The 19,106-nt window shown below is 65.4% G+C and carries 15 protein-coding genes; 6 read left to right on the top strand and 9 right to left on the bottom strand.

What is annotated here, in order from left to right; genetic code table 11:
• Window positions 1-11: 11 nt before the first annotated feature.
• Window positions 12-332, bottom strand: coding sequence for a flagellar transcriptional regulator FlhD (flhD, locus tag U0034_RS09275; RefSeq protein WP_085230633.1), 321 nt, complete (start codon window positions 330-332; stop codon window positions 12-14).
• A gap of 572 nt (window positions 333-904) precedes the next feature.
• On the opposite strand from flhD, the gene U0034_RS09280 reads away from it, so the two are divergent.
• On the top strand, window positions 905-1,972 hold the full coding sequence (locus U0034_RS09280; protein ID WP_085230595.1) for a glycosyltransferase family 4 protein: 1,068 nt from the start codon (window positions 905-907) through the stop codon (window positions 1,970-1,972).
• Window positions 1,973-2,216: 244 nt separating this feature from the next.
• On the opposite strand, the gene U0034_RS09285 is transcribed toward U0034_RS09280, so the two are convergent.
• The 3 genes from U0034_RS09285 to U0034_RS09295 form a co-directional block, all read right to left on the bottom strand.
• Complete coding sequence (locus tag U0034_RS09285) at window positions 2,217-2,516, bottom strand: H-NS histone family protein (protein WP_085230596.1); 300 nt, start codon at window positions 2,514-2,516, stop codon at window positions 2,217-2,219.
• Between the two features lie 233 nt (window positions 2,517-2,749).
• Window positions 2,750-3,571, bottom strand: coding sequence for a Cof-type HAD-IIB family hydrolase (locus U0034_RS09290; protein ID WP_085230597.1), 822 nt, complete (start codon window positions 3,569-3,571; stop codon window positions 2,750-2,752).
• Between the two features lie 41 nt (window positions 3,572-3,612).
• Window positions 3,613-4,500 (bottom strand): BadF/BadG/BcrA/BcrD ATPase family protein, encoded by an 888-nt coding sequence (locus tag U0034_RS09295; RefSeq protein ID WP_102622917.1) that lies wholly within the window; start codon window positions 4,498-4,500, stop codon window positions 3,613-3,615.
• 246 nt (window positions 4,501-4,746) lie between these two features.
• Between U0034_RS09295 and U0034_RS09300 the strand changes: the two genes are divergently transcribed.
• Complete coding sequence (locus U0034_RS09300; protein ID WP_085230634.1) at window positions 4,747-5,343, top strand: DNA-3-methyladenine glycosylase I; 597 nt, start codon at window positions 4,747-4,749, stop codon at window positions 5,341-5,343.
• Window positions 5,344-5,496: 153 nt separating this feature from the next.
• The gene (locus U0034_RS09305; RefSeq protein ID WP_085230599.1) at window positions 5,497-5,937 is read left to right on the top strand and encodes a hypothetical protein; all 441 of its coding nucleotides are present in this window, start codon (window positions 5,497-5,499) and stop codon (window positions 5,935-5,937) included.
• Between the two features lie 105 nt (window positions 5,938-6,042).
• On the opposite strand, the gene rpsU is transcribed toward U0034_RS09305, so the two are convergent.
• Window positions 6,043-6,255, bottom strand: coding sequence for a 30S ribosomal protein S21 (rpsU, locus tag U0034_RS09310; RefSeq protein WP_085230600.1), 213 nt, complete (start codon window positions 6,253-6,255; stop codon window positions 6,043-6,045).
• A 745-nt stretch (window positions 6,256-7,000) separates the two neighbouring features.
• Here rpsU and U0034_RS09315 point away from each other — a divergent pair.
• The 3 genes from U0034_RS09315 (at window position 7,001) to fliT (ending at window position 9,864) form a co-directional block, all read left to right on the top strand.
• Window positions 7,001-7,819 carry a flagellin domain-containing protein gene (locus tag U0034_RS09315; protein WP_085230601.1) on the top strand — a complete coding sequence of 273 codons (819 nt, stop codon included), beginning with the start codon at window positions 7,001-7,003 and terminating at the stop codon, window positions 7,817-7,819.
• 250 nt (window positions 7,820-8,069) lie between these two features.
• Complete coding sequence (gene fliD, locus U0034_RS09320; protein ID WP_085230602.1) at window positions 8,070-9,488, top strand: flagellar filament capping protein FliD; 1,419 nt, start codon at window positions 8,070-8,072, stop codon at window positions 9,486-9,488.
• A gap of 73 nt (window positions 9,489-9,561) precedes the next feature.
• Window positions 9,562-9,864 carry a flagellar protein FliT gene (gene fliT, locus U0034_RS09325; RefSeq protein ID WP_085230603.1) on the top strand — a complete coding sequence of 101 codons (303 nt, stop codon included), beginning with the start codon at window positions 9,562-9,564 and terminating at the stop codon, window positions 9,862-9,864.
• A 208-nt stretch (window positions 9,865-10,072) separates the two neighbouring features.
• On the opposite strand, the gene U0034_RS09330 is transcribed toward fliT, so the two are convergent.
• The 4 genes from U0034_RS09330 to U0034_RS09345 are packed head-to-tail and all read right to left on the bottom strand — an operon-like array spanning window position 10,073 to window position 18,906.
• Entirely contained in the window at window positions 10,073-12,166 is a 2,094-nt protein-coding gene (locus tag U0034_RS09330; protein WP_085230635.1) for an O-linked N-acetylglucosamine transferase, SPINDLY family protein, read from the bottom strand.
• Window positions 12,163-14,511, bottom strand: coding sequence for a tetratricopeptide repeat protein (locus U0034_RS09335; RefSeq protein WP_085230604.1), 2,349 nt, complete (start codon window positions 14,509-14,511; stop codon window positions 12,163-12,165). The genes U0034_RS09330 and U0034_RS09335 overlap by 4 nt, the downstream gene beginning before the upstream one ends.
• Window positions 14,508-16,457: an O-linked N-acetylglucosamine transferase, SPINDLY family protein gene (locus U0034_RS09340; protein ID WP_085230605.1), complete on the bottom strand. Its 1,950-nt coding sequence runs from the start codon at window positions 16,455-16,457 to the stop codon at window positions 14,508-14,510. The genes U0034_RS09335 and U0034_RS09340 overlap by 4 nt, the downstream gene beginning before the upstream one ends.
• On the bottom strand, window positions 16,447-18,906 hold the full coding sequence (locus tag U0034_RS09345; RefSeq protein WP_085230606.1) for a glycosyltransferase: 2,460 nt from the start codon (window positions 18,904-18,906) through the stop codon (window positions 16,447-16,449). Before U0034_RS09345 ends, U0034_RS09340 begins: the two co-directional genes overlap by 11 nt.
• Window positions 18,907-19,106 lie beyond the last annotated feature (200 nt).

Raw genomic sequence — 19,106 nt, forward strand, 5'->3', positions numbered from 1 at the left:
ACGGCCGCAGCTCAGCTGAGCGTCTCCGCCGGCTGGCCGGCCATCAGAATGGCCGAGTGCGCGTGCGACAGCACGCCCGACTTGCCCTTGTCGGCGAGCGACGAGAGCACGGCGTGATCGTCGAAGCGAAAGCGGCACAGCAGCTGGTTCGAGGCAGACAGCTTCACCGTCTGCGCGAGCGACAGATTGGCAAGGACATCGGCCAGCTCTTCGCCGATGCCCATGCGGAACATGCCCATCGCCCTGTCCTCGCGCAGCAGCCGCTGGGCAAGGAGCAGGTACGAGAGATTCACTTCCTTGATCTCGCTGAGCATTTCGCTGGTCGCGCTCATGATTCCCCCGGTCGATCGGATGGTCAGTCTTTCGGAAACGTTTGCCGCACGGACGACGAAAGCCCGCATAGGACGGTCGTTCTATGCCTTTTCGAAATTGTGTCGAATTGTAAAAAGAGTGGAAATTGGAGGAAGCCCCCTGGTTGCTGTCGGAAGTGTCTATAAAGCATGTAGGACTTTTTCCTACACGGGACACATTGCGGGGCTGCAAGCCTTATATGACAAGGCGCTGCGGGAAGGGCTACCGGTAATGGCGGAGTAAGCCGGAAGCAATGGAAGAGGGTGAACGCGACGCGCGCATTATAGGTAACAGCGGCATCACGTCGCAATAGAACCAGGGCATTGCGGCCGGCGCATGTAGCCAGCTTCCGCGCATCGACAACTTTGCTCGCACAACGTTATCCAACGGACTGCAACCGCGCTGCGCGGCTGTTTCGGGCTGTAACAAGGCTTAAAGGTTTGAAAATACGCTAATAAGCGACGAGCGCCGTCCTGATAATGACGGCAAGGAATACATCCGCGGCGCGGCAGCCACTGGCCGCGCCGCCTTTTTCAGTGAAGGAGGTTGACGCATGCGCATCGCCCAAATCGCGCCGCTTTACGAGGCCGTCCCCCCCAAGTTCTATGGCGGTACCGAGCGCGTCGTGTCGTACCTGACCGAAGCGCTCGTCGAGCTCGGCCATGACGTCACCCTGTTCGCAAGCGGCGATTCGATCACGTCCGCCAAGCTCGAGGCGGCGTGGCCGCGAGCGCTGCGGCTCGATCCGTCGATCCGCGACCCCATCGCGCCGCACATGCTGCTGCTCGAGCAGGTGCGCCGCATCGCGTCGGATTTCGACGTGCTGCACTTTCACCTCGATTACCTGCCGTTCGCGCTGTTTGCCGATTCGCAAACGCCCTCGGTAACGACGCTGCACGGCCGGCTCGATCTGCCCGAGCTGCAGCCCGTATTCGATACGTTCAACGATTCGGCCGTCATCTCGATTTCGCAATCGCAACGCACGCCGCTGCCGCAAGCGAAATGGCTCGGCACCGTGTACCACGGCCTGCCCGAGCATCTGCTGACGCCGCAGCCGGACTGCCAGCCCGAGTATCTCGCGTTCCTCGGACGCATCTGCCCGGAAAAGCGCGTGGATACGGCCATTCGCATCGCGGCGATGAGCGGCCTGCCGCTCAAGATCGCCGCCAAGGTGGACAAGGTCGATCGCGATTATTTCAAGAGCGAAATCGAGCCGCTGCTGGGCGAGGCGCATGTCGAGTTCATCGGCGAAATCGACGAAACGCAAAAGCCGGAATTTCTTTCGCGTGCGAAAGCCCTGCTGTTTCCGATCGACTGGTGCGAGCCGTTCGGGCTCGTCATGATCGAGGCGATGGCCTGCGGAACGCCCGTGATCGCGTTCAACCGCGGCTCGGTGCCCGAGGTCGTCGACCATGCCGTCACGGGCTTCATCGTCGAAGACGTCCAAGGGGCCGTGGCCGCGCTGCAACGGCTTGACGAGCTTTCTCGCGACGAGATCCGCGCGCAGTTCGAAAGGCGTTTCACGGCACAGGCAATGGCGCGCGAATACGTGGAAAAGTATCAGGCCTTGATTGAACAGCGCTCAGGACGCCCGGCGCTGCGCAGCGTGATTGCGGGGTAATCCCGCATACGAGGAAAAGGGGCGCACTGTGCCCCGGAAAAGAGCAATACGCGCTCTTTAAAAGAAGCCCGGCGGAGGATCGGTTCCCGCGCCGGGCTTTTTTTCGTACGGTTCAGTGCAATGACACGAGACAACTGCGGGAACGACAGCCGGAACAATGCCGCGGATTACGCGGAAGCACTACGAAAAACCGGACAATCGTTGAACAATCGTCGAGCGATCGCGCGAAGACCGCGTATGCCGTTTATTGCTCGATGAGGAATCGATCGCGATTCTTGCCGGCAATCCATTTCGGCGGCTTGCCACGGCCGCTCCACGTTGCGCCCGTCTTCGGATCGCGATATCGCGCAGGCAATGGCGCCTTCTTCGGCGGGCGGCCCCGCCGCGCAGCTTGCGCGAAGCCGAGGTCACCGGCCGAAAGGCCAAACTCCGCAATCTTTTGCCGGATGTCGGCGATAACGTTGACGAGTTCGGCTTGCCTTGCCTCTTCCGCCTGGTTCTGCAACTTTGCGATCTGCGCCTTCAGTTCTGCGTATTGGGACATCGTGGTCTCCCTCTTGAAAAGCTGATTCGCCCCGAGGTTAAACGGAATGGCGACGACTGGCAATGCTCCATTCGCCGGGGTACGCCAGCAATCATATGATAATTCTCAAAAATAGCCAGACAGTCCGTAATGCCACATTAGCAATCAGATAGTTACGTCGCGTTACCGGTCACACTGCGAATTTCGATTCAGCGTGCATGCGCGCTGTCGCGCTGCGGGGCACCCGGGGCCGATCAACCGGTCAGTTCGCCCGCAATCGAAAAGAGCTTGCGCAAATGATGGGCCACCCCTGCCTCGAAGTTATTGCCGATACGCGGAACGTGGGGCAAGCGGGCGATCAGATCGGGATTGGCATTGTTCATCATGAACGGATAGCCAGCTGCCTCCAGCAAGTCGATATCGTTCATGTTGTCGCCAAATGCCACGCATCGCGATGCGTCGGTGCCCAGCGCGGCAAGCACGGACTGCAATGCACGCCCCTTCGACACATTCGACGTCATGACCTCGAGGCAATCGGGCAGCGAATAAGTCACATAAAGCATGTTGCCGAACTCGCGCTCGAGGTTGACCTGGACCGAAGCAAGGTCATCCGGTGAGCCGATGTACAGAACCTTCGCAATTCCGTTGCCGTCGTGCGCGCGCATATCGGCGATTTCGTAGCGAAAACCCGAATCGCGGTGATAAGCGAGCAAATGCGGCGCGTCACGATCGATGAGCCAGGTGGCGTCGGCGAATAGATTGACGATGACGCGGCCGTGCGTGCCCGCGATCTCGGGCATGACGAGCCGCCGCACGGCGGCGGCCGGCAGGTCCTGCGCGTAGATGACCGTATCGTCGGGCGCATGTACGCGCGCGCCGTTGGATGTGACGAGATACGGGCGAATGCCGAGCACCTCGCGAATGCCGGCGACATCGCAATAGTGCCGCCCGGTGGCGATGACGAAATGAACACCGTTTTCGGCAAGCCGGCGGACCGTGGCCACCGTGAACGGATCGACTCGATGGTCGCTGTTGAGCAGCGTGCCGTCGAGATCGGTGGCGATGACCTGATACATGATGTGCCGATGCTTAATACATTAAGAACGAGGGCGCCATTTTAGCGCCGTCCCTCGCCGGCCGCCGCCGCACGCTGCGCAAGCAGCAAGGCCCCATGCGCCGAATCGGTGCCCGGGGCGACGAGCCGGCTGCGGTGCGGCGGAGCGACGAAATCCGCGAGCACGGCGGCAAGCCCGCCGCACAGCGCCACGGGCAGGTGCCCCGCGGGATCCAGCGCATCCACGAGTTTGACGATGTCGGTGCCCACCTGGGCGAGCAAGGCGGCGGCCGCCGGATGATCGCGATGCGCAAGTACGACGGGAGCGAGGCTCGCGTAGGCAGTCTGATTGGCGGCACACAGCCAGACGACGAGGCTTTCGCGGTCGGTGGCGCCCGCTTGGGCGAGCAGCGCGTCGGCAAATGCATCGCGCGGCGCACGGCCATCGAGCGCCTGCTGAGCATGCACGATCGCGCGCAAGCCTATCCACGCACCGCTCGCCTCGTCGCCGGACGGGAAACCGTAGCCGCCCGCGATACGACAGCGACCCTCGCCGTCGAGCGCCGCCGCGATGCTGCCCGTGCCGAGCGCGACGACCACCCCGGCGGCGCCGCCATGGGCGCCGATGAGCGTGGTATAAGCATCGCTTTGGACGACAAGCGACGCGACGGGCGGGGCCTTGGCCATGAATGCCGCCAGCCAGTCACGGTTGTTGACGCCGGCGAGCCCGCACCCGAGGGCACAGCGCGGCCAGGCGAAGCTCAGGCCGGCCTTGGCGAAGGCCAGCGCGATCGTGGATTCGATGGCCTGCCAGGCGCGCTCGACACCGAGCCCGAGCCCGGACGCGCCCCCTGCGGCCTGCGCAAGTTCGACGCCGCGCGAATCGGCAAGCACCACGCGCGTGCCCGTGCCGCCGCCATCTACGCCCACGAAATAACGATCGTCGTGCAACTGGCGCGCGGCCTTGGTTGGGTCCTGCATATCCGTCATGGCGTTCGAGCGCCTTCCTGAATGGTTCGACCGAGAGCGTATCCGCTTCGCGGCTCGCCGCCAATCGGACAAATGGATAATTGGACAATCGATCGCTCAATCGGCTATTCGGCCGAGTTACCTCGCCGGGCCGATCCGCTATCCTTCTCGGTCTGGCGAGGCGGCTCGCCGTAACGATCGCAACATATGGATGAAACGGGGCACCCGATGACCGAGCGCTGCAACTGGGTAAGGACGCCGGCCGACGCGCACTACCATGACACCGAATGGGGCGTGCCGTCGCGCGACGAGCGTCACCTTTTCGAAATGCTGATATTGGAAGGCGCGCAGGCAGGGCTCTCGTGGTCGACGATCCTCAACAAGCGCGAGGGCTATCGGCGCGCGTTCTGCGATTTCGATGCGCAAGCCGTCGCGAACTTCACGCCGGCCCACGTCGAGGCGCTGATGAGCGATGCCGGCATCGTGCGCAACCGCGCGAAAATCGAATCGGCGATCGCGAATGCCCGCGCGGTGCTGCGCATCCGCGAGGAGCACGGCTCGCTTGCAAAGTTCGTCTGGTCGTTCGTCGACAACGAGCCTGTTCAGAACGATTGGGCCACGTACAAGGAGCACGCGCCCGCGTCCACGCCCGCCTCGGACGCCCTGAGCAAGGCGCTCAAGGGCTATGGCTGCAAGTTCGTCGGCTCGACGATCTGCTATGCGTTCATGCAGGCGGTCGGAATGGTCAACGATCATCAGTCGGGCTGCGCCTGGCGCCAGCGCTGCGCGGCATTGGCCAAACCACGCGGGCGCAGGAAGCATTAGAATCGCGGCGCATCATCGCAGGCGCGGGCACGCGCCTGGCGAGCGGCATTTCCTCGGGACTATCCCGAATCGGCTGCAGGCGAGCGCGCCGCGCGCCGTTATCCCGTTCATGACAGACCAAAAAGCGCCTGAAAGCGAGGCGCCACAACGACGATGAAGAACCCCGATTTCCTGAGTCATCAGGATCTTTTCGACCACGCGGTCGAGCATCTTTTCGGCCAAGGTCGGGCGGCGCTGCTGCCGGGCGGCGGCGGCGCCTATCGCGGCCATCGCGGCGGGTGCCCCATCGGCAGCCTCATCCAGGCGCGCGATTACACGACGGCCATGGAAGGCGTGCCCGTGCGCTATATCGGCCAGGCGCTCAATACGGTGCCCGCCTATATGGATGCCGGCGTTGAGGCGCTGAAGAAAGCCCTGCTCCGGTCACACGTGAACATCTTCGATCCCGCAACGATCGAGCTATTGAGCTGCCTGCAAAATGTGCATGACGCGTTTGGCGTCTGGGAATGGCGTGAACGGCTGCAGTCGATCGCGCGTCAATTCGGCTTATCGGCCGCCGCGCTCGAAAGCGTAGCCGCGGCGGGAGCGGCGTGAGCAAAACGCCATAAGCAAAACGGCGGTGCGCTCCTCGTGGAGCACACCGCCGTCATTCGATGCGGCTCTTCGCGCCGCACGCCATCCCGTTCGCTCGATCGGCGATCAGTGGAGCTTTTTCGGCAGCATCTGGCTGCGCAGGCGCTTGTGCAGGCGCTTGACCGCCGCAGCCTTCTTGCGCTTGCGGACAGCGGTGGGCTTTTCGTAGGTCTGGCGCTCACGCAGTTCGGCGATGAGGCCGTTCTTTTCGATCGCGCGGCGGAAGCGGCGGATCGCCACTTCGAACGGCTCGTTTTCTTTCAGAACAATCGTCGTCATGTAATTTCCAAGGTTACGGTCAATTGCGTGGCGGCAGCGCGCACGCGCGGTCTCTGAGTGAGCACCATCGTGCTCAGCGGACCAGGTTCAGGCCGAATCGCGAGACCACTGCGGACTGCGGGGCCGGAAAAAGAGCGCGAGGCTCATTACACACGCCGACCGGCAAGACTTGCCGGCATCGCGCCCGAACGCCGGGCGACGATGCGATGCCGATGCTTCTTGCGCCATAAACCGCCAGCGCCATGCCATTCAACCCGGCCAGGCACTCTCGGAAACGGCGCGATCCTCCAAAGAGACCGGCAGCTATCCCAATTCGATCCGCGATCATAGCAGGTAAACGGACCTGCGGCTAGTCGTCGAACATCTTCCGTCGTGCCCGCGGTCAACCGCTCGCGGCGCTTCGCCGCGCCCCCTCCCCGATAGTGGCCGCCGCCCGCCCCGGGCCGCCGTGTGGCGACAGCACGGGGGCATGTCGGGGCGCCGCGCGCTCGGCCCCGCGGCGTCCGTGCACCGAAAATGACCTCTCGAAAGCCCCTATGCGCAAACGTTGCACCACCGGCAAACCCCTGTCGCACAAGGGCCCGCTCTTCAGCCGGAAAGATCCGTCTGCGAATTTGGCTATCCTTCCCTAAAGTTTCTTCCTCCCCTCGCCGACAACCAGGACAGGCGGGCAGCGCCATTCGCGAAAGCGCGACGCCGAACCCCGTACGGCCTTGTTCCTGGACGTTTTCCATAGAGGAAAGAAATGCTTAACATCAACACCAACATTCTGTCGCTCACGACGCAAACGAACCTGTCGGGTTCCCAAAACGCGCTGAGCCAGGCTATCAACCGCCTTTCGTCGGGCAAGCGCGTGAACACCGCTGCTGACGACGCCGCCGGTCTCGCCATCGCCACGACGCAAACGGCGTCGATCAACGCCCTGAACCAAGGCGTGATGAACGCGAACAACGGCATCTCGATGGTGCAAACGGCTTCGGGCGCGATCTCGTCCGTCGTCGACAACCTGCAGCGTATCCGCCAGCTGGCAGTGGAATCGGGCGACGGCTCGCTCGGCACGGCTGCTCAAGCGAACCTGCAAACGGAAGTTTCGACGCGTCTGACGGAAATCAACCGCGTCGAATCGCAAACGACGTTCAACGGCCAGTCCGTGCTCGGCGGCCTCGGCAGCGTGAACTTCCAGATCGGCGCGAGCGCCAACCAGACGATCACGGCCAACTTCGGCACGACCGCCTGGACGGCCGGCGGCCTGGGCGTGAGCGGTGTCGACATCTCGTCGACGACCGGCGCGCAAAACGCGATCACGGCGATCGACGCAGCGCTTGCGCAAGTGAACAACTTCCAAGCAACGCTCGGTGCAACGCAGAACACGTTCCAAGCTGCGATCACCAACACGCAGACCCAGTCGACGAACCTGTCGGCTGCCAAGTCGCAGATCGTCGACGCCGACTTCGCGCAAGAAACGGCGAACCTGTCGAAGGCTCAAGTGCTGCAGCAAGCGGGTATCTCGGTGCTGTCGCAAGCGAACTCGCTGCCGCAGCAAGTGCTGAAGCTCCTCCAGTAAGAGTAAGCTTCTCCCTCGCATGACGGGCAGCAGTCGGGCCCGTCGTGCTGCCGCCAAGCTTCGCGTAAGATTGCTCACTCCCTGCGACGCAAGCGGCAAGAATCACGAAGCAGCAAAAGACAAGAAGCAAGAAGCACGTTTGCCATACGCGCGGGAGGTCAGCCTCCCGTTGCGCATTGTTGATCGACCTTCATACAATCAGCGGCCAAGTGCCCGACGTGATGTCGCGCGGTAATACACGGAGCCAGGAATGACCACAGCATCCTCGACGACCACTTCGACCAACAGCATGCTTCAGCAGGCTGCTCAGTCCATTTTGAGCGGAGCGACCGGCTCCTCACTGGACGTCAACGGGCTCGTATCCGCACTCGTGGCCGCCAAAACCGCCGGCCAGTCAGCTACGATCACCGCGGCGCAAAACAGCGACAAGACGGAGCTCTCGGCCATCGGCACGATGAAGTCCGCACTCGCGAACCTGAAATCGGCGCTCTCCGGCCTCTCGGACGGCAGCGCCTTTACGTCTCTTTCCGCCAGCCTGAGCGGCAGCGGCGTCACCGCCACGACCACGACCGGGGCCGTAGCCGGCACCTACTCGATCAACGTTCAGCAAGTCGCCACGGCCAACCAGATCTCGTCGCAGGCTTATGCGAGCGGCGCAACGCTGGGTACGGGCACCGTTACGATCGGCCTGGGCTCGAGCTCGATGTCGGTCACGCTCGATTCGACCAACAACACGCTCTCCGGGCTCGCCGCGGCCATCAACAACTCCACGAGTAACCCAGGGGTTTCGGCGGCCGTCGTCACGGCGGCGGACGGTCAGCACCTCGTGCTCACGTCGAAGACGACCGGCGCGTCCAATACGGTGACGATCAGCGGCGGCAGCGGCGTGGACGCCGGCCTGCAAACGTCGAGCTTCACGCAGGTTACGGCGGCACAGGACGCGAAGGTATCCATCAGCGGCAACACCGTTACGAGCGCGAGCAACACCATTACCGGTGCCCTGACGGGCGTGACGCTCACGGTGACCTCGGCGGCGGTCGGCACCACGCAATCGCTCTCGCTCGCGACGAACACGGACTCGATCACGAAGGATATTCAAAGCTTCGTGTCAGCCTACAACACATGGATCTCGGCGAAAAACTCGGTCTCCTCCTATAACACGACCACCTCGGTTGCCGGCGCGCTGCTCGGCGACTCGATGCTCAACACGGCCGTCAACGGCATCGCCTCGATCATCAGCGGCAGCGTGAGCACCAACGGCTCGTCGTTCAACCTCGCGCAGATCGGCGTCGACCTGCAACACGACGGCACGCTCTCGCTCGATACGAGCAAGCTTTCGTCGGCGCTCGCGTCCTCGCCGTCGACGGTCTCGTCGCTGTTCAACTCGACCAACGGCATCGGTCAGCAGCTCGACAGCTTCATCAACAACTACACGGCATCGAGCGTCGGCCAGATCGATCAGCGCACGGCCACGATCAACGCGGACATCGCCCACCTCACCGATCAGAGTACGTCGCTGACCGATTACCAGAACGTGCTCACGGCGCAATACAACGCGCAGTTCACCGCGTTGAACAACCTGATGACGCAGATGGAGAACAGCAAGAACTATCTGAATCAGCTGTTCGGCGGAAACGGCTCGGCCGGTACACTCAACAAGACGGCTTGATCCGACGAGGCGCGCCGGCCCCACGCACTGAACCCGCGAACGCCGCGCGCCCATGCAAGCCCAGGGATTTTCCATGACGCTAGAACAACCGCTCGCCCGCGCCTACGAACTGACACGCTCGATCGCTGCCGCGGCCAGCGAGGACAACTGGCTCGGCGCCGCCGAGCTCGTCGAGCAGCGCTCGCCGCTTCTCATGTCGCTCAAGGCCGAGCAGACCGAGGAGGCACTCGCCGCCATCCGCGAGATTCAGAAGCTCGACGACGCGATCATGCAGCGCGCCACCGGCGCGCGCGAGATGGTTGCGAGCAAGTTCCAGGAAGCGCAGCGTCGCGTCGCAGCGGCGGGCTTCTATCAGAAGACAGGGCAGTTGCGCTGAGCGCCGCCCCGGCCGAACCGCCTCGTTCCGAGGAAGGTTCCGCGGAAATACGATACGAATAACAAGCGCATCGGTAACGATGCGCGCAGGCCCCTCCAAGCCGCGGAAACGCGGCTTTTTCTTTTGCTTCTCGATTTCCGCGCTGTTTGCTTTCGCGGTTTGGCCCCTGCCCGCGGCAACGCGGCGAGGGCCGAATGGCCGGCGCGGATCAGGCGCGGGGGACGCAACTCATGCCGACGAAGGTGACGGGCGCCCCGGCTGCCTCGAACGGCGAAGGCACGGCGGCGGCGCGCGGCGGGCGATGCGCCTGCCACATTGCCGCGAACGCGGCTTCGAGCGTACGTGCGAAATCGTCCGCATCGCACAGCGGCGAAGCGGGCACGCGCTCGCGCAACGCGGCGCGGGCAGCCTTGGTCGCCGCTCCTCGCCGCGCGCAGGCAACGGCCTTGGCCACGTAATCGTCGTTATCGGCCGCGATCCATTCGTCGAGTCCAATGCTTCCGATCACGCTCTCGCACAGATGGCCGAGAAAGCGATCGCCGCGCCGGCACAGAACCGGCACGCCCATCCAAAGACTCTCGGCGGTGGTCGTGCCACCCGGGTAGGGAAAGGTGCTCAGCGTCAGGTCCACGCGGTTGTACGCCGCCAGATATTCGGCCCGCGGCGAGCTGCCCTCGAGGATCAACCGCCCGGCTTCGATGCCGTGTGCCGCAAAACGCGCGAGCGTGCGCGCGCGTTGAGCGGCATCGCCAAGCTGCTGCGCTTTCAAAAAGAGCCGCGCGCCCGGCGCACCCGACAGAATGCGCGACCATACGGCCACGACATCGTCGTTCATCTTCACGAGATCGCCGAAGCTGCCGAACGTCGGCACCTCGTCGGCCTCACCAGCCTCACCGGCCTCGCCGGCCGTGCCCTTCGCCCGTCCGCCCGCGTCGAAGCCGACGCACGGCTCCGGCGGCGTAAAGCAGAGATAGCCGCGCGGCAACCGCCATGGCCGCTCGACGAAGTGATGCGATTGCGCGGCCGGCAGCACCCGTTCGTCGCCGAGCACATAGTCCATCTCGGCGAGCCCCGTCGATGCGAAATAGCCGAGCCAGCTTGCCTGCACCGGTGCCGGCTTGCGCGCGAAGACCGTCAGGCGATTGCCGTCGGTGTGTCCGGCGAGGTCGACCAGAATATGAATGCCATCTTCGCGAATGAGCGCGGCCGCCCGATCGTCGTCGAGTTCCGCAATGCTGCGCCACGCGGCGAAGCGCGGCTTGAGCCGTTGCGTCAGCGCATCTTCGAACGAGCGCGTCGCGTACGCGTACAGCGTCACGCGCGTCGGGTCGAGGCGCGCAACCACGCTTTCGAGAAAAAAGCCGACCGGGTGCGTACGCAGATCGCCCGATACGAAGCCGATGCGCAGCGGGGCGCCCGGCGCCTCGTCGACCCGCCAGTCCGTGTACCGCCGCACACCTTGCGACGCCATGCGGCCAAAGGCGCGAGCCTCGTCGAGATACCGCTCCGGGGTCACGTCTTTCGCGAAGCTGAGCGTGAAAAGCAGGTTGCTCCACGCATCGAGCCACGACGGACGCAATGCGAGTGCTTCCCGGAAGCAGGCGACGGCCGCGTCGTACTGCCCCGTCTCCCTGCGTACGATACCGAGATTCAACGGCACCTGCGGGTCGTGCGGCAGCAGCCGGCGCGCCGTGAGATAGCATTCGGCAGCCTCGTCGAGCTTGCGCCGCATCTTGAGCGCGTTGCCGAGGTTGTTGTGCGCTTCGCCCATCCCGGGGCTCAGCGCAATCGCGCGGCGGCAGTGCTGCTCCGCGAGATCGAACTCGCCGAATTCGCGCAGTACGTTGCCCAGATTGCTGTGCGCCTCCGCGAAATCGGGGTTCAGCGCAAGCGCCTCCCGAAAACGCACGGCCGCGGCTGCGGGCAGGCGCATCTGCTGCAACGTGCTGCCGAAATTGTTGTAGGCCCGGAAGTTCGACGGATCGAGCGCGATCGCCTGCTCGTGGCTCTGTGCCGCCGCCGTGAGCTTGCCCCACGCGCGCAACGCCGAGCCGAGGTTGTCGAAGTAGGTCGATTGCGGACAGATCTCGATTGCCCGCCCGATCAGATCGAGCGCGTCGGCGTAGCGCTGCTGCTGCATCGCGATCACGCCCAGCAGGTGCAACGCATCGGCATGCCGCGGCTGGTGGCCAAGCGCGCGCTCGTACGCCGCGCGCGCCGCCTCGAGCCGTCCCGCGCGATGCTCCACGAGCCCCGCCTCGACCAGCTCGGACGCACGCCGGGTGTCGGCCGCCGCGCTCATCGCGCCTGCCCCTGCGCGCGCGCCACGCGTTCCCGCCACATCGCTTCGAGCGCCGACATGAAATGGCCCGCAAAGCGCGGCGCATCGCAAAGCGGCGAGTTTCGCACCCGTTCGCGCAGGCCGGCACGCAAAGCGGCGAGCGCCGGCAGATCGCGGGCTGCTGCGACGGCACGCGCGACGTAGTCGTCTTCGTCGTCGGCGATCCATTGCGTCAGGCCGACCGTACGCACCACCATCTCGCCGAGATGAGCGAGGAACCGATCGCCGCGCCGGGTCAGCACGGGCACGCCCATCCAAAGGCCCTCGACGCTCGTCGTGCCGCCGGGATAGGGAAACGGGTCGAGCGCGAGATCCACGCGGCCATATGACGAGAAATACTGGGCGCGGTCGGACGGGCCTTCCAGGATCAGGCGTTCGCCGCCGATCCCGTGTGCCGCGAAGCGCTCGAGCGTACGCTGCCGGACGATCGGCTCGCTCAGCTGATGGTTTTTCAGCAGCAGCCGTGAATCGGGCAGCGCGTGCAGGATGCGCGCCCACAGCGCGATCACACCGTCATTGAGCTTCTTGTGGTTGTTGAAGCAGCCGAACGTGACACCGCCGCTTGAGAGCGCAGGCAACGGCGCGACGGGCGCGGCGTCGTCGGGCAACGTGAAGCAGAGATAGCTGTCGGGCAGGCGCCAGATCTTTTCCACGTACTGCGCTTCTTCGCCGGGCGGCACGACATGAGCGTCCGCCAGTACATAGTCGATTTCGGCGAGCCCCGTCGTGGCGAAGTATCCCAGCCAGCTGATCTGCAGCGGCGCGGGCCTGAAAGCGAACATCGGCAGGCGATTGCGGCCCGTGTGGCCGGAAAGGTCGACGAGAACGTCGATGCCGTCGTCGCGGATCGCCTCGGCGAGCGCCGCGTCGCCGAGTTCGGCCACGTGCCGCCATTGCGCGAAGCCCGGCTTCAGCCGCGCGGTCAGCGCGTCGCTGAAGAGGCCGTTGGAGTACGCAATCGGCTCGATGCGGGTGCGATCGAGCTGGCCCAACACCGATTCGAGAAAATAGCCCACCGGGTGCTTTCTCAGATCGGCCGATACGAAACCGACCCGCAGCGGCCGTCCCAGCTTCGCGCCGCCCGCGAGCGACGGCCAGTGCGTGTACGGCGTGGCACGCGCCGCCATGCGCGCGCCGAAATAGCGCGCATCGGCCAGATGCGTTTGGGCCGACCAGCCGCTTGTGTACGACTGCCCAAAAAGCACGCATGTATGCGATTCGCCGAAGTCGGGGTCGAGCGCCAGCGCCTTTCGATAACATTCGAGCGCGGCGTCGAACCGGCTCAGATCGGCCAGGATCGCACCGAGGTTGTTGTGAAACGACGGCGCATCGCCGCGCAGCGCGATGGCCTGTTGCGCATAGGCGAGCGCCCGTTCCGGCATGCCCTGTCGCCGCAGCGCGTTGGCAAGGTTGTGATACGGGTCGGCGAAATCGGCCTGCAACGCTATCGCGCGCTCATAGCATGCAATGGCCTCGGGCAGGCGGGCCGCGCCATTGAGCGCGTTGCCGAGCGTATTCCATCGCGCCGCCGAATCGGGCTGCAAGGTCGCGGCAAGCCGGTAGTGCTCGATCGCATCGTCGATGTCGCCGCGATGCATCAGCGCCGCCGCAACGCTTTCGTGGGCCACGACGAGCCGCGGTGCGCGGGCGAGGCTCGCCCGATAGCATTCGATTGCTTCGTCGATGCGCGCCTGCGCAAGGCGCACGTGCCCGAGGTTCAAATGTGCCTCGGCAAAATCCGGCTTCGCGGCGATGGCCTTGCCGTAGCTGGCGGCGGCGGCATCGCGTTCGCCGAGGTCCTTCAACGCGTTGCCCAGATTGTTGTAAGCCTCCGCGTAGCCGGGGCGCAGTTCGATCGCCTGCGCGCAGCTGTGCAGCGCGGCCTGCGCATCGCCCGATTCGCGCAGCGCGTTGCCAAGGTTGTTGTGCGCCTCCGCGTAGTCGCGCTTGAGCGCGATCGCCTGCCGATACGCCTCGATGGCACCGCCGAGTTCGCCCGCCTCGCGCAGCACGTTGCCGAGGTTGTTGTGGTAAATCGCATTGGGCAGCGCGGCAATCGATTCGCGGATCAGGGCCAGCCCCGCTTCGCGCTGACCGATCTGGCATGCGAGCAAGCCCATGAAATGCAGCGCATCGGCATGCTTCGGCTGGACCGCCAGAATCTGCGCATAGAGCGCCTTGGCATCGGCGAGCCGGCCAGCCTGGTGGTGCGCCAGCGCCGCATTGAGCAACGCCGCCGCCTGCTGCTGGCCCGCGTTCGGCGCAGGCCCCATGTTGCGGGCGGCCGCGGTCGGTCTGCCTCTCATTGGGTTGTCTTCTCCGCGAAGGCGACCGGCACGCCCGTACGGTCGCGCCACATCTGTTCCAGTGCCGTTTCGAGGTGCCGCGCAAAACGCGCCGCATCGCACAGCGGGGATGCAATCACCCGCTCGCGCAAACTCTCGCGCAGCACGGCGAGGCGCTGCGTATCGGAGGCGAAGGCAATGGCCTTCGCCACGTAATCGTCGTTGTCCCGCGCGATCCAGTCCTCTAGCCCGGCCGAATGCAGCATGCTCGCGCAGATGTTCGAAAGAAACCGGTCGCCACGGCGGCAAAGCACCGGCACCCCCATCCACAACCCCTCGACACTCGTCGTGCCCCCGGGGTACGGGAACGGGCTCAGCGCGATATCGACGTTGCGGTACGCCGCGAAATACTCCGCTCGCGGCGAGCGGCCCTCGAGAACGATTCTGCGGCTATCGATGCCGTGCGCCTCGAAGCGGGCGAACGTCGTCTCGCGCGCCTCGCGTGCATCGAGCTGGCGTGCCTTCAGGAACAACCGCGAGCGCGGCACGGCGTGCAGGATGCTCGCCCATGCCTCGACCACACCGTCGTTCATCTTCATCAGGTGATTGAAGCAGCCGAACGTCACATAGCGCCGCGACAGCGAAGGCAGCGGCCCGACGGCCACGTCCTCCGCCGGCGGCGTGAAGCAAAGGTAGCTGTCGGGCAGCCGCCAGATGCGCTCGACGTATTCGCTCTCGCAGCCGGCGGGCAGCACGTGCTCATCGCCGAGCAGATAGTCGATGGCCGCGAGCCCCGTGCTCGCGAAGTAGCCGAGCCAGCTCACCTGCACCGGTGCCGGGCGCCATGCGAAGAGCGGCAGGCGGTTGAAATTCAGGTGGCCTGAGAGGTCCATCAGGACATCGATGCGATCGTCGCGGATGCGCTGCGCCGCCGCTTCGTCAGGCATGCCCGCGATCGGCGTCCACTGCGCGAAGCGCGGCTTGATGCGCGCCGTGAGCGCGTCTTCGAGCCGCCGCGTCGGGTACGCCACGAGCTCGATGCGCCGGCCGTCGACATGCGCGAGGATGCTTTCCAGAAAGTGGCCGGTCGGGTGCACTTTGAGGTCGCCCGAGACGATCCCCACGCGCAGCGGCCGGTGCGTCTCGCGCGCCGCCGCGGGCCAGTCGGCGAAGGGGCGCGCCGCGGCGGCGGCGGCCTCGCCGAATGCCATGGCCTCGCGCAGATAATCGGCCTGGGTCAGGTCGTCGCGGTAGGCCAGAATGAAAAGCAGGTTGCTGCGGGCCTGAAGCAGATCGGGCCTGAGCGCGATGGCCTTGCGGTAAGCGTCGATCGCGCCGGACAGGTCACCCAGATCGACGAGTGCGTTGGCGAGATTGTTGTATGCCTCGGCGTAATCGGGCTTGAGCGCGATCACCGTTTCGAAGCATTTGACCGCTTCGTCGAACTGGCCCTGATCGCGCAGCATGTTGCCCAGGTTGTTGTGCGCGGGCACATAGTCGGGCTTGAGCGCGAGCGCCTGACGGTAGCTTTCGATCGCCGCCGCGATCATGCCGCGTGCGCCGAGCGCATTGCCGAGGTTACCGTAGTAGATCTCGCTCGGATGCCGCTCGAGCGCACTCATGATCCAGTCGACGGCCGCCGCGTGATCGCCGCGGTGATAGGCGACGAGCCCCATCAGGTGCCGCGCGTCCGCATCGTCGGGCCGCACCGCGAGAATCTGCCGATAAACAGCCTCGGCGGCGTCGAAGCGGCCGGCTTGCTGATGCGCGAGCCCCGTTTCGATCGCCGGCGCCGACACGCCAGCCGGTGCAACGGCGCAGGCATGGGACGGGCTTGCGGCCGGCTTGATGGTCGGGCGTGCGACGAAGCGCACGCCGCCCTCCCCGTGCGTGCGTGCGAACGGCGAGCCGGCCTCGGCCGGCTCGCCGGCAAGCCGGCTCGGCGCCGGCGCAAAATCATTCGCCATACTTGCTCAGATAGCTTTCATAGCCGGCCCGCCAGGCGGGGGTTTCGAACGAGCCGCCGCTTTCGTGCACCACGCTGATCGGCCAGGTACCCATGCGCAGGCCTTTGAGCTCCGCTTGCCGGCAGAAATCGAGGTCGTAGAAGTGAAACGCGAATCGCTCGTCGAAGCGCACGCCGCGCTCGATGAGGCGCTCGCTGTCCGCGATGAGCATCAGCCCGTCGAGCAGCTTGCATTCGAGACCGGAGGGCCCGAAGCGCGCCACGGAGTCGCACGGGAAGCCTTTGCCATGGCCCACGGAGCCGCTCAGGTTCGCTGCGTCGTCCCATTTCAGCGCCTCGGTCGGAAACGCCCACGACGGTTGCCGCGGCGCGCGCCGCACGTTGCCCGCGAGGCCCACGACGTCGAACTGCTCGAGCGCTTCGTGGATGCGCTCCATCCAGAAGAAGTCGTTGATCGAGACGTCGTCGTGCACGAACACGAGCACAGCGGGGCTCGATGCAGCCTGCTCGATCGCCGCGTTATAAAGCGTCGGCAGGCCGGTCGCGTTGTTGTCGAACACCAGCAGCTCGGGCGGCTCCACATAGCGGTGCACGGAGAGCGACCGGCCGAGCGCCGTCTCGCGCATGAAGTCCTGCTGCGTTTTGCGCGTCGCGCAAACGAGGCGGATCGGCTTCGGCGCCCGGCGCGCCGAGCGCGGCGCCGCCGTGGCGCGCGTGCGCGGCGCGGGCACCGCGTCTTTCACGAAGTGGAAGAACGGCTCGCGCGCATCGCAACCGAGTGCCGCTGCGTCGAGTTCGCCCAGCATCGAGGCATGCGGTACCGGTTCGCCGGCAAACCCCGCCCCGCGAAACAGCTCGGGCACGTCCGCGCCGAAGAGCCGCACGCGGTCCGCACGCCCGAAGTGACGCACGGCAAACTGCGGCGTGAGCGCGGCGTCGGCTTCGAGCGTCTGGCGCAGCGCGGGCGCATAGCTCGTCTGCGCGATCAGATGGCCACCGGGCTTCAGACAGCGGTGCAGCTCGGCCAGCACGACATCGGGCCGCGCCACGCGTTCGAGCACGTGGTTGCAGACGACGAGATCGAAACGGGCCTCGCCGAAGCCGAGCGCCTCGAGATCGATGGTGCCGGCAAATGGATCGACGGCAACGTATTCGAGCGGCGCGAGCCGGCGAATGCGCGACTCGATCCGCGGTTCCGGGGCGATATGAAGAATGCGCATGGCGCCGGCCTGCTCGAGCAGGTGCGAGAACGCCGTATAGAGCCACAAATGCCGCTCGTGGGCGTTGCTGCCGCACTTCGGGCATACCTGCGAGGCGCTGAGCCCGTCAACGGTGCCGAGCGCGTCGAGGAACGTGCGATCCGCGCCGCCGGCCTGCGTCGACCAGTCGTCGACGCCTTGCTCGCACACCGCGCACAAGTGCGCCGCGGGGGCCGCGCTTGTCGGTGCGCTTGTCGGTGCGCTCGCCGGTGCGCTCGCCGGCGCAGCCGCGCGCGCCGCGGGGGCTTGCCGTGCGACACGCATGGCCACGGCCGCGCGCGCCTCGGCCAAATCGGCCTTGAAGCGCTCGCTGTCGAGCAGTTCCTGCGGTGCGAGCTGGGTCATTTCGTCGAGGTTGGCGAGCAGGCGCGCGATTTCGGGGAAGCGGCCGGTGTGCGGTGCATATTGCTGCTTCAGGCTCGCGACGGCATCGGCCACGCCGATGCCCGACAAATGGCCCGCGGCGGCCTCGCCTCGCACGAAGAGCTCCCATTCGTAGAGGCCGGCGCTATAGTTCGGCACCTCTTCCGGCAAAGTTTGCGCGGCGTAGCGGCGCAGCATGCTCCAATAGCCGCCCACCGCGACAATCGGGCCTTTTTCGGCGAGGTTCAGGTACATGCCGACGTCCGACAGATAGTCGAGCGGGTGCGACCGGTAGGCGAAGAGATCGTCTTCGGTCGCGCGCGTACGGTCCACCATCACATTGCTCGGCTCGCCGATGAAGTTGTGCATGCGGCGCACCATCTCGCTCACCAGCACGTCGCGGCCGATCGCTTCCTGCGCGCCGATGCTCAGCAGCGGGTGGGGCTTATGGATGACCGCGTCGTTTTCGTCGATGAACACGCGGCCGTGGAAAGCCAGCGCGGCTTCCGGGTGGCTTTCGAGCGCGTCGACCAGCAGCGCGACCGACGTCGGCATCAGCAGATCCTCGTCGCTAAGCCACTTCACGTACCGCCCGCTCGCGCGCGCCCACAGCGCCTGCGCATTGCGGCGAGCGTGGCCGAAACCGTGGTGGAAGTAGCGGATGCGCGGATCGTCGAAACTGTTCACGATCGGCTCGAGCGAGGCATCGGGCGTGTCGTCGCCAACGAGGATTTCGATGTCTTCGAAGGTCTGACGCTGTGCGCTGATCAGCGCGCGGCCGAGGTAGTCGGCGCGGCGTGCCGGAATCAGGATGCTGACGGTAGCCATGAAAAGGGGTATTCCTTGATTGAGCTGCTCGGGTGGCCGCGTGCGGCCCGCTTGCGCGCGCGCCGAGCCGCCTGAGTACGGAGCTGACGAAACTTTGCGCTTGGTCAGCAGCTTAGCGGCGCACCGGGGCCTTCAATCAACGGAACAACGTGCCTTTTGCGCGCCATTTTGCGCGATGGTGCGCGCGGCGCACCGCGCCT

It is taken from the genome of Trinickia caryophylli (assembly GCF_034424545.1).
Lineage (GTDB): Bacteria > Pseudomonadota > Gammaproteobacteria > Burkholderiales > Burkholderiaceae > Trinickia > Trinickia caryophylli.

What these genes read in the sequence shown, in the direction of transcription:
- flhD (WP_085230633.1), bottom strand. Translation starts at nt 332, where the DNA reads ATGAGCGCGACCAGCGAAATGCTCAGCGAGATCAAGGAAGTGAATCTC.
- U0034_RS09280 (WP_085230595.1), top strand. Translation starts at nt 905, where the DNA reads ATGCGCATCGCCCAAATCGCGCCGCTTTACGAGGCCGTCCCCCCCAAG.
- U0034_RS09285 (WP_085230596.1), bottom strand. Translation starts at nt 2,516, where the DNA reads ATGTCCCAATACGCAGAACTGAAGGCGCAGATCGCAAAGTTGCAGAAC.
- U0034_RS09290 (WP_085230597.1), bottom strand. Translation starts at nt 3,571, where the DNA reads ATGTATCAGGTCATCGCCACCGATCTCGACGGCACGCTGCTCAACAGC.
- U0034_RS09300 (WP_085230634.1), top strand. Translation starts at nt 4,747, where the DNA reads ATGACCGAGCGCTGCAACTGGGTAAGGACGCCGGCCGACGCGCACTAC.
- U0034_RS09305 (WP_085230599.1), top strand. Translation starts at nt 5,497, where the DNA reads ATGAAGAACCCCGATTTCCTGAGTCATCAGGATCTTTTCGACCACGCG.
- rpsU (WP_085230600.1), bottom strand. Translation starts at nt 6,255, where the DNA reads ATGACGACGATTGTTCTGAAAGAAAACGAGCCGTTCGAAGTGGCGATC.
- U0034_RS09315 (WP_085230601.1), top strand. Translation starts at nt 7,001, where the DNA reads ATGCTTAACATCAACACCAACATTCTGTCGCTCACGACGCAAACGAAC.
- fliD (WP_085230602.1), top strand. Translation starts at nt 8,070, where the DNA reads ATGACCACAGCATCCTCGACGACCACTTCGACCAACAGCATGCTTCAG.
- fliT (WP_085230603.1), top strand. Translation starts at nt 9,562, where the DNA reads ATGACGCTAGAACAACCGCTCGCCCGCGCCTACGAACTGACACGCTCG.
- U0034_RS09330 (WP_085230635.1), bottom strand. Translation starts at nt 12,166, where the DNA reads ATGAGCGCGGCGGCCGACACCCGGCGTGCGTCCGAGCTGGTCGAGGCG.
- U0034_RS09335 (WP_085230604.1), bottom strand. Translation starts at nt 14,511, where the DNA reads ATGAGAGGCAGACCGACCGCGGCCGCCCGCAACATGGGGCCTGCGCCG.
- U0034_RS09340 (WP_085230605.1), bottom strand. Translation starts at nt 16,457, where the DNA reads ATGGCGAATGATTTTGCGCCGGCGCCGAGCCGGCTTGCCGGCGAGCCG.
- U0034_RS09345 (WP_085230606.1), bottom strand. Translation starts at nt 18,906, where the DNA reads ATGGCTACCGTCAGCATCCTGATTCCGGCACGCCGCGCCGACTACCTC.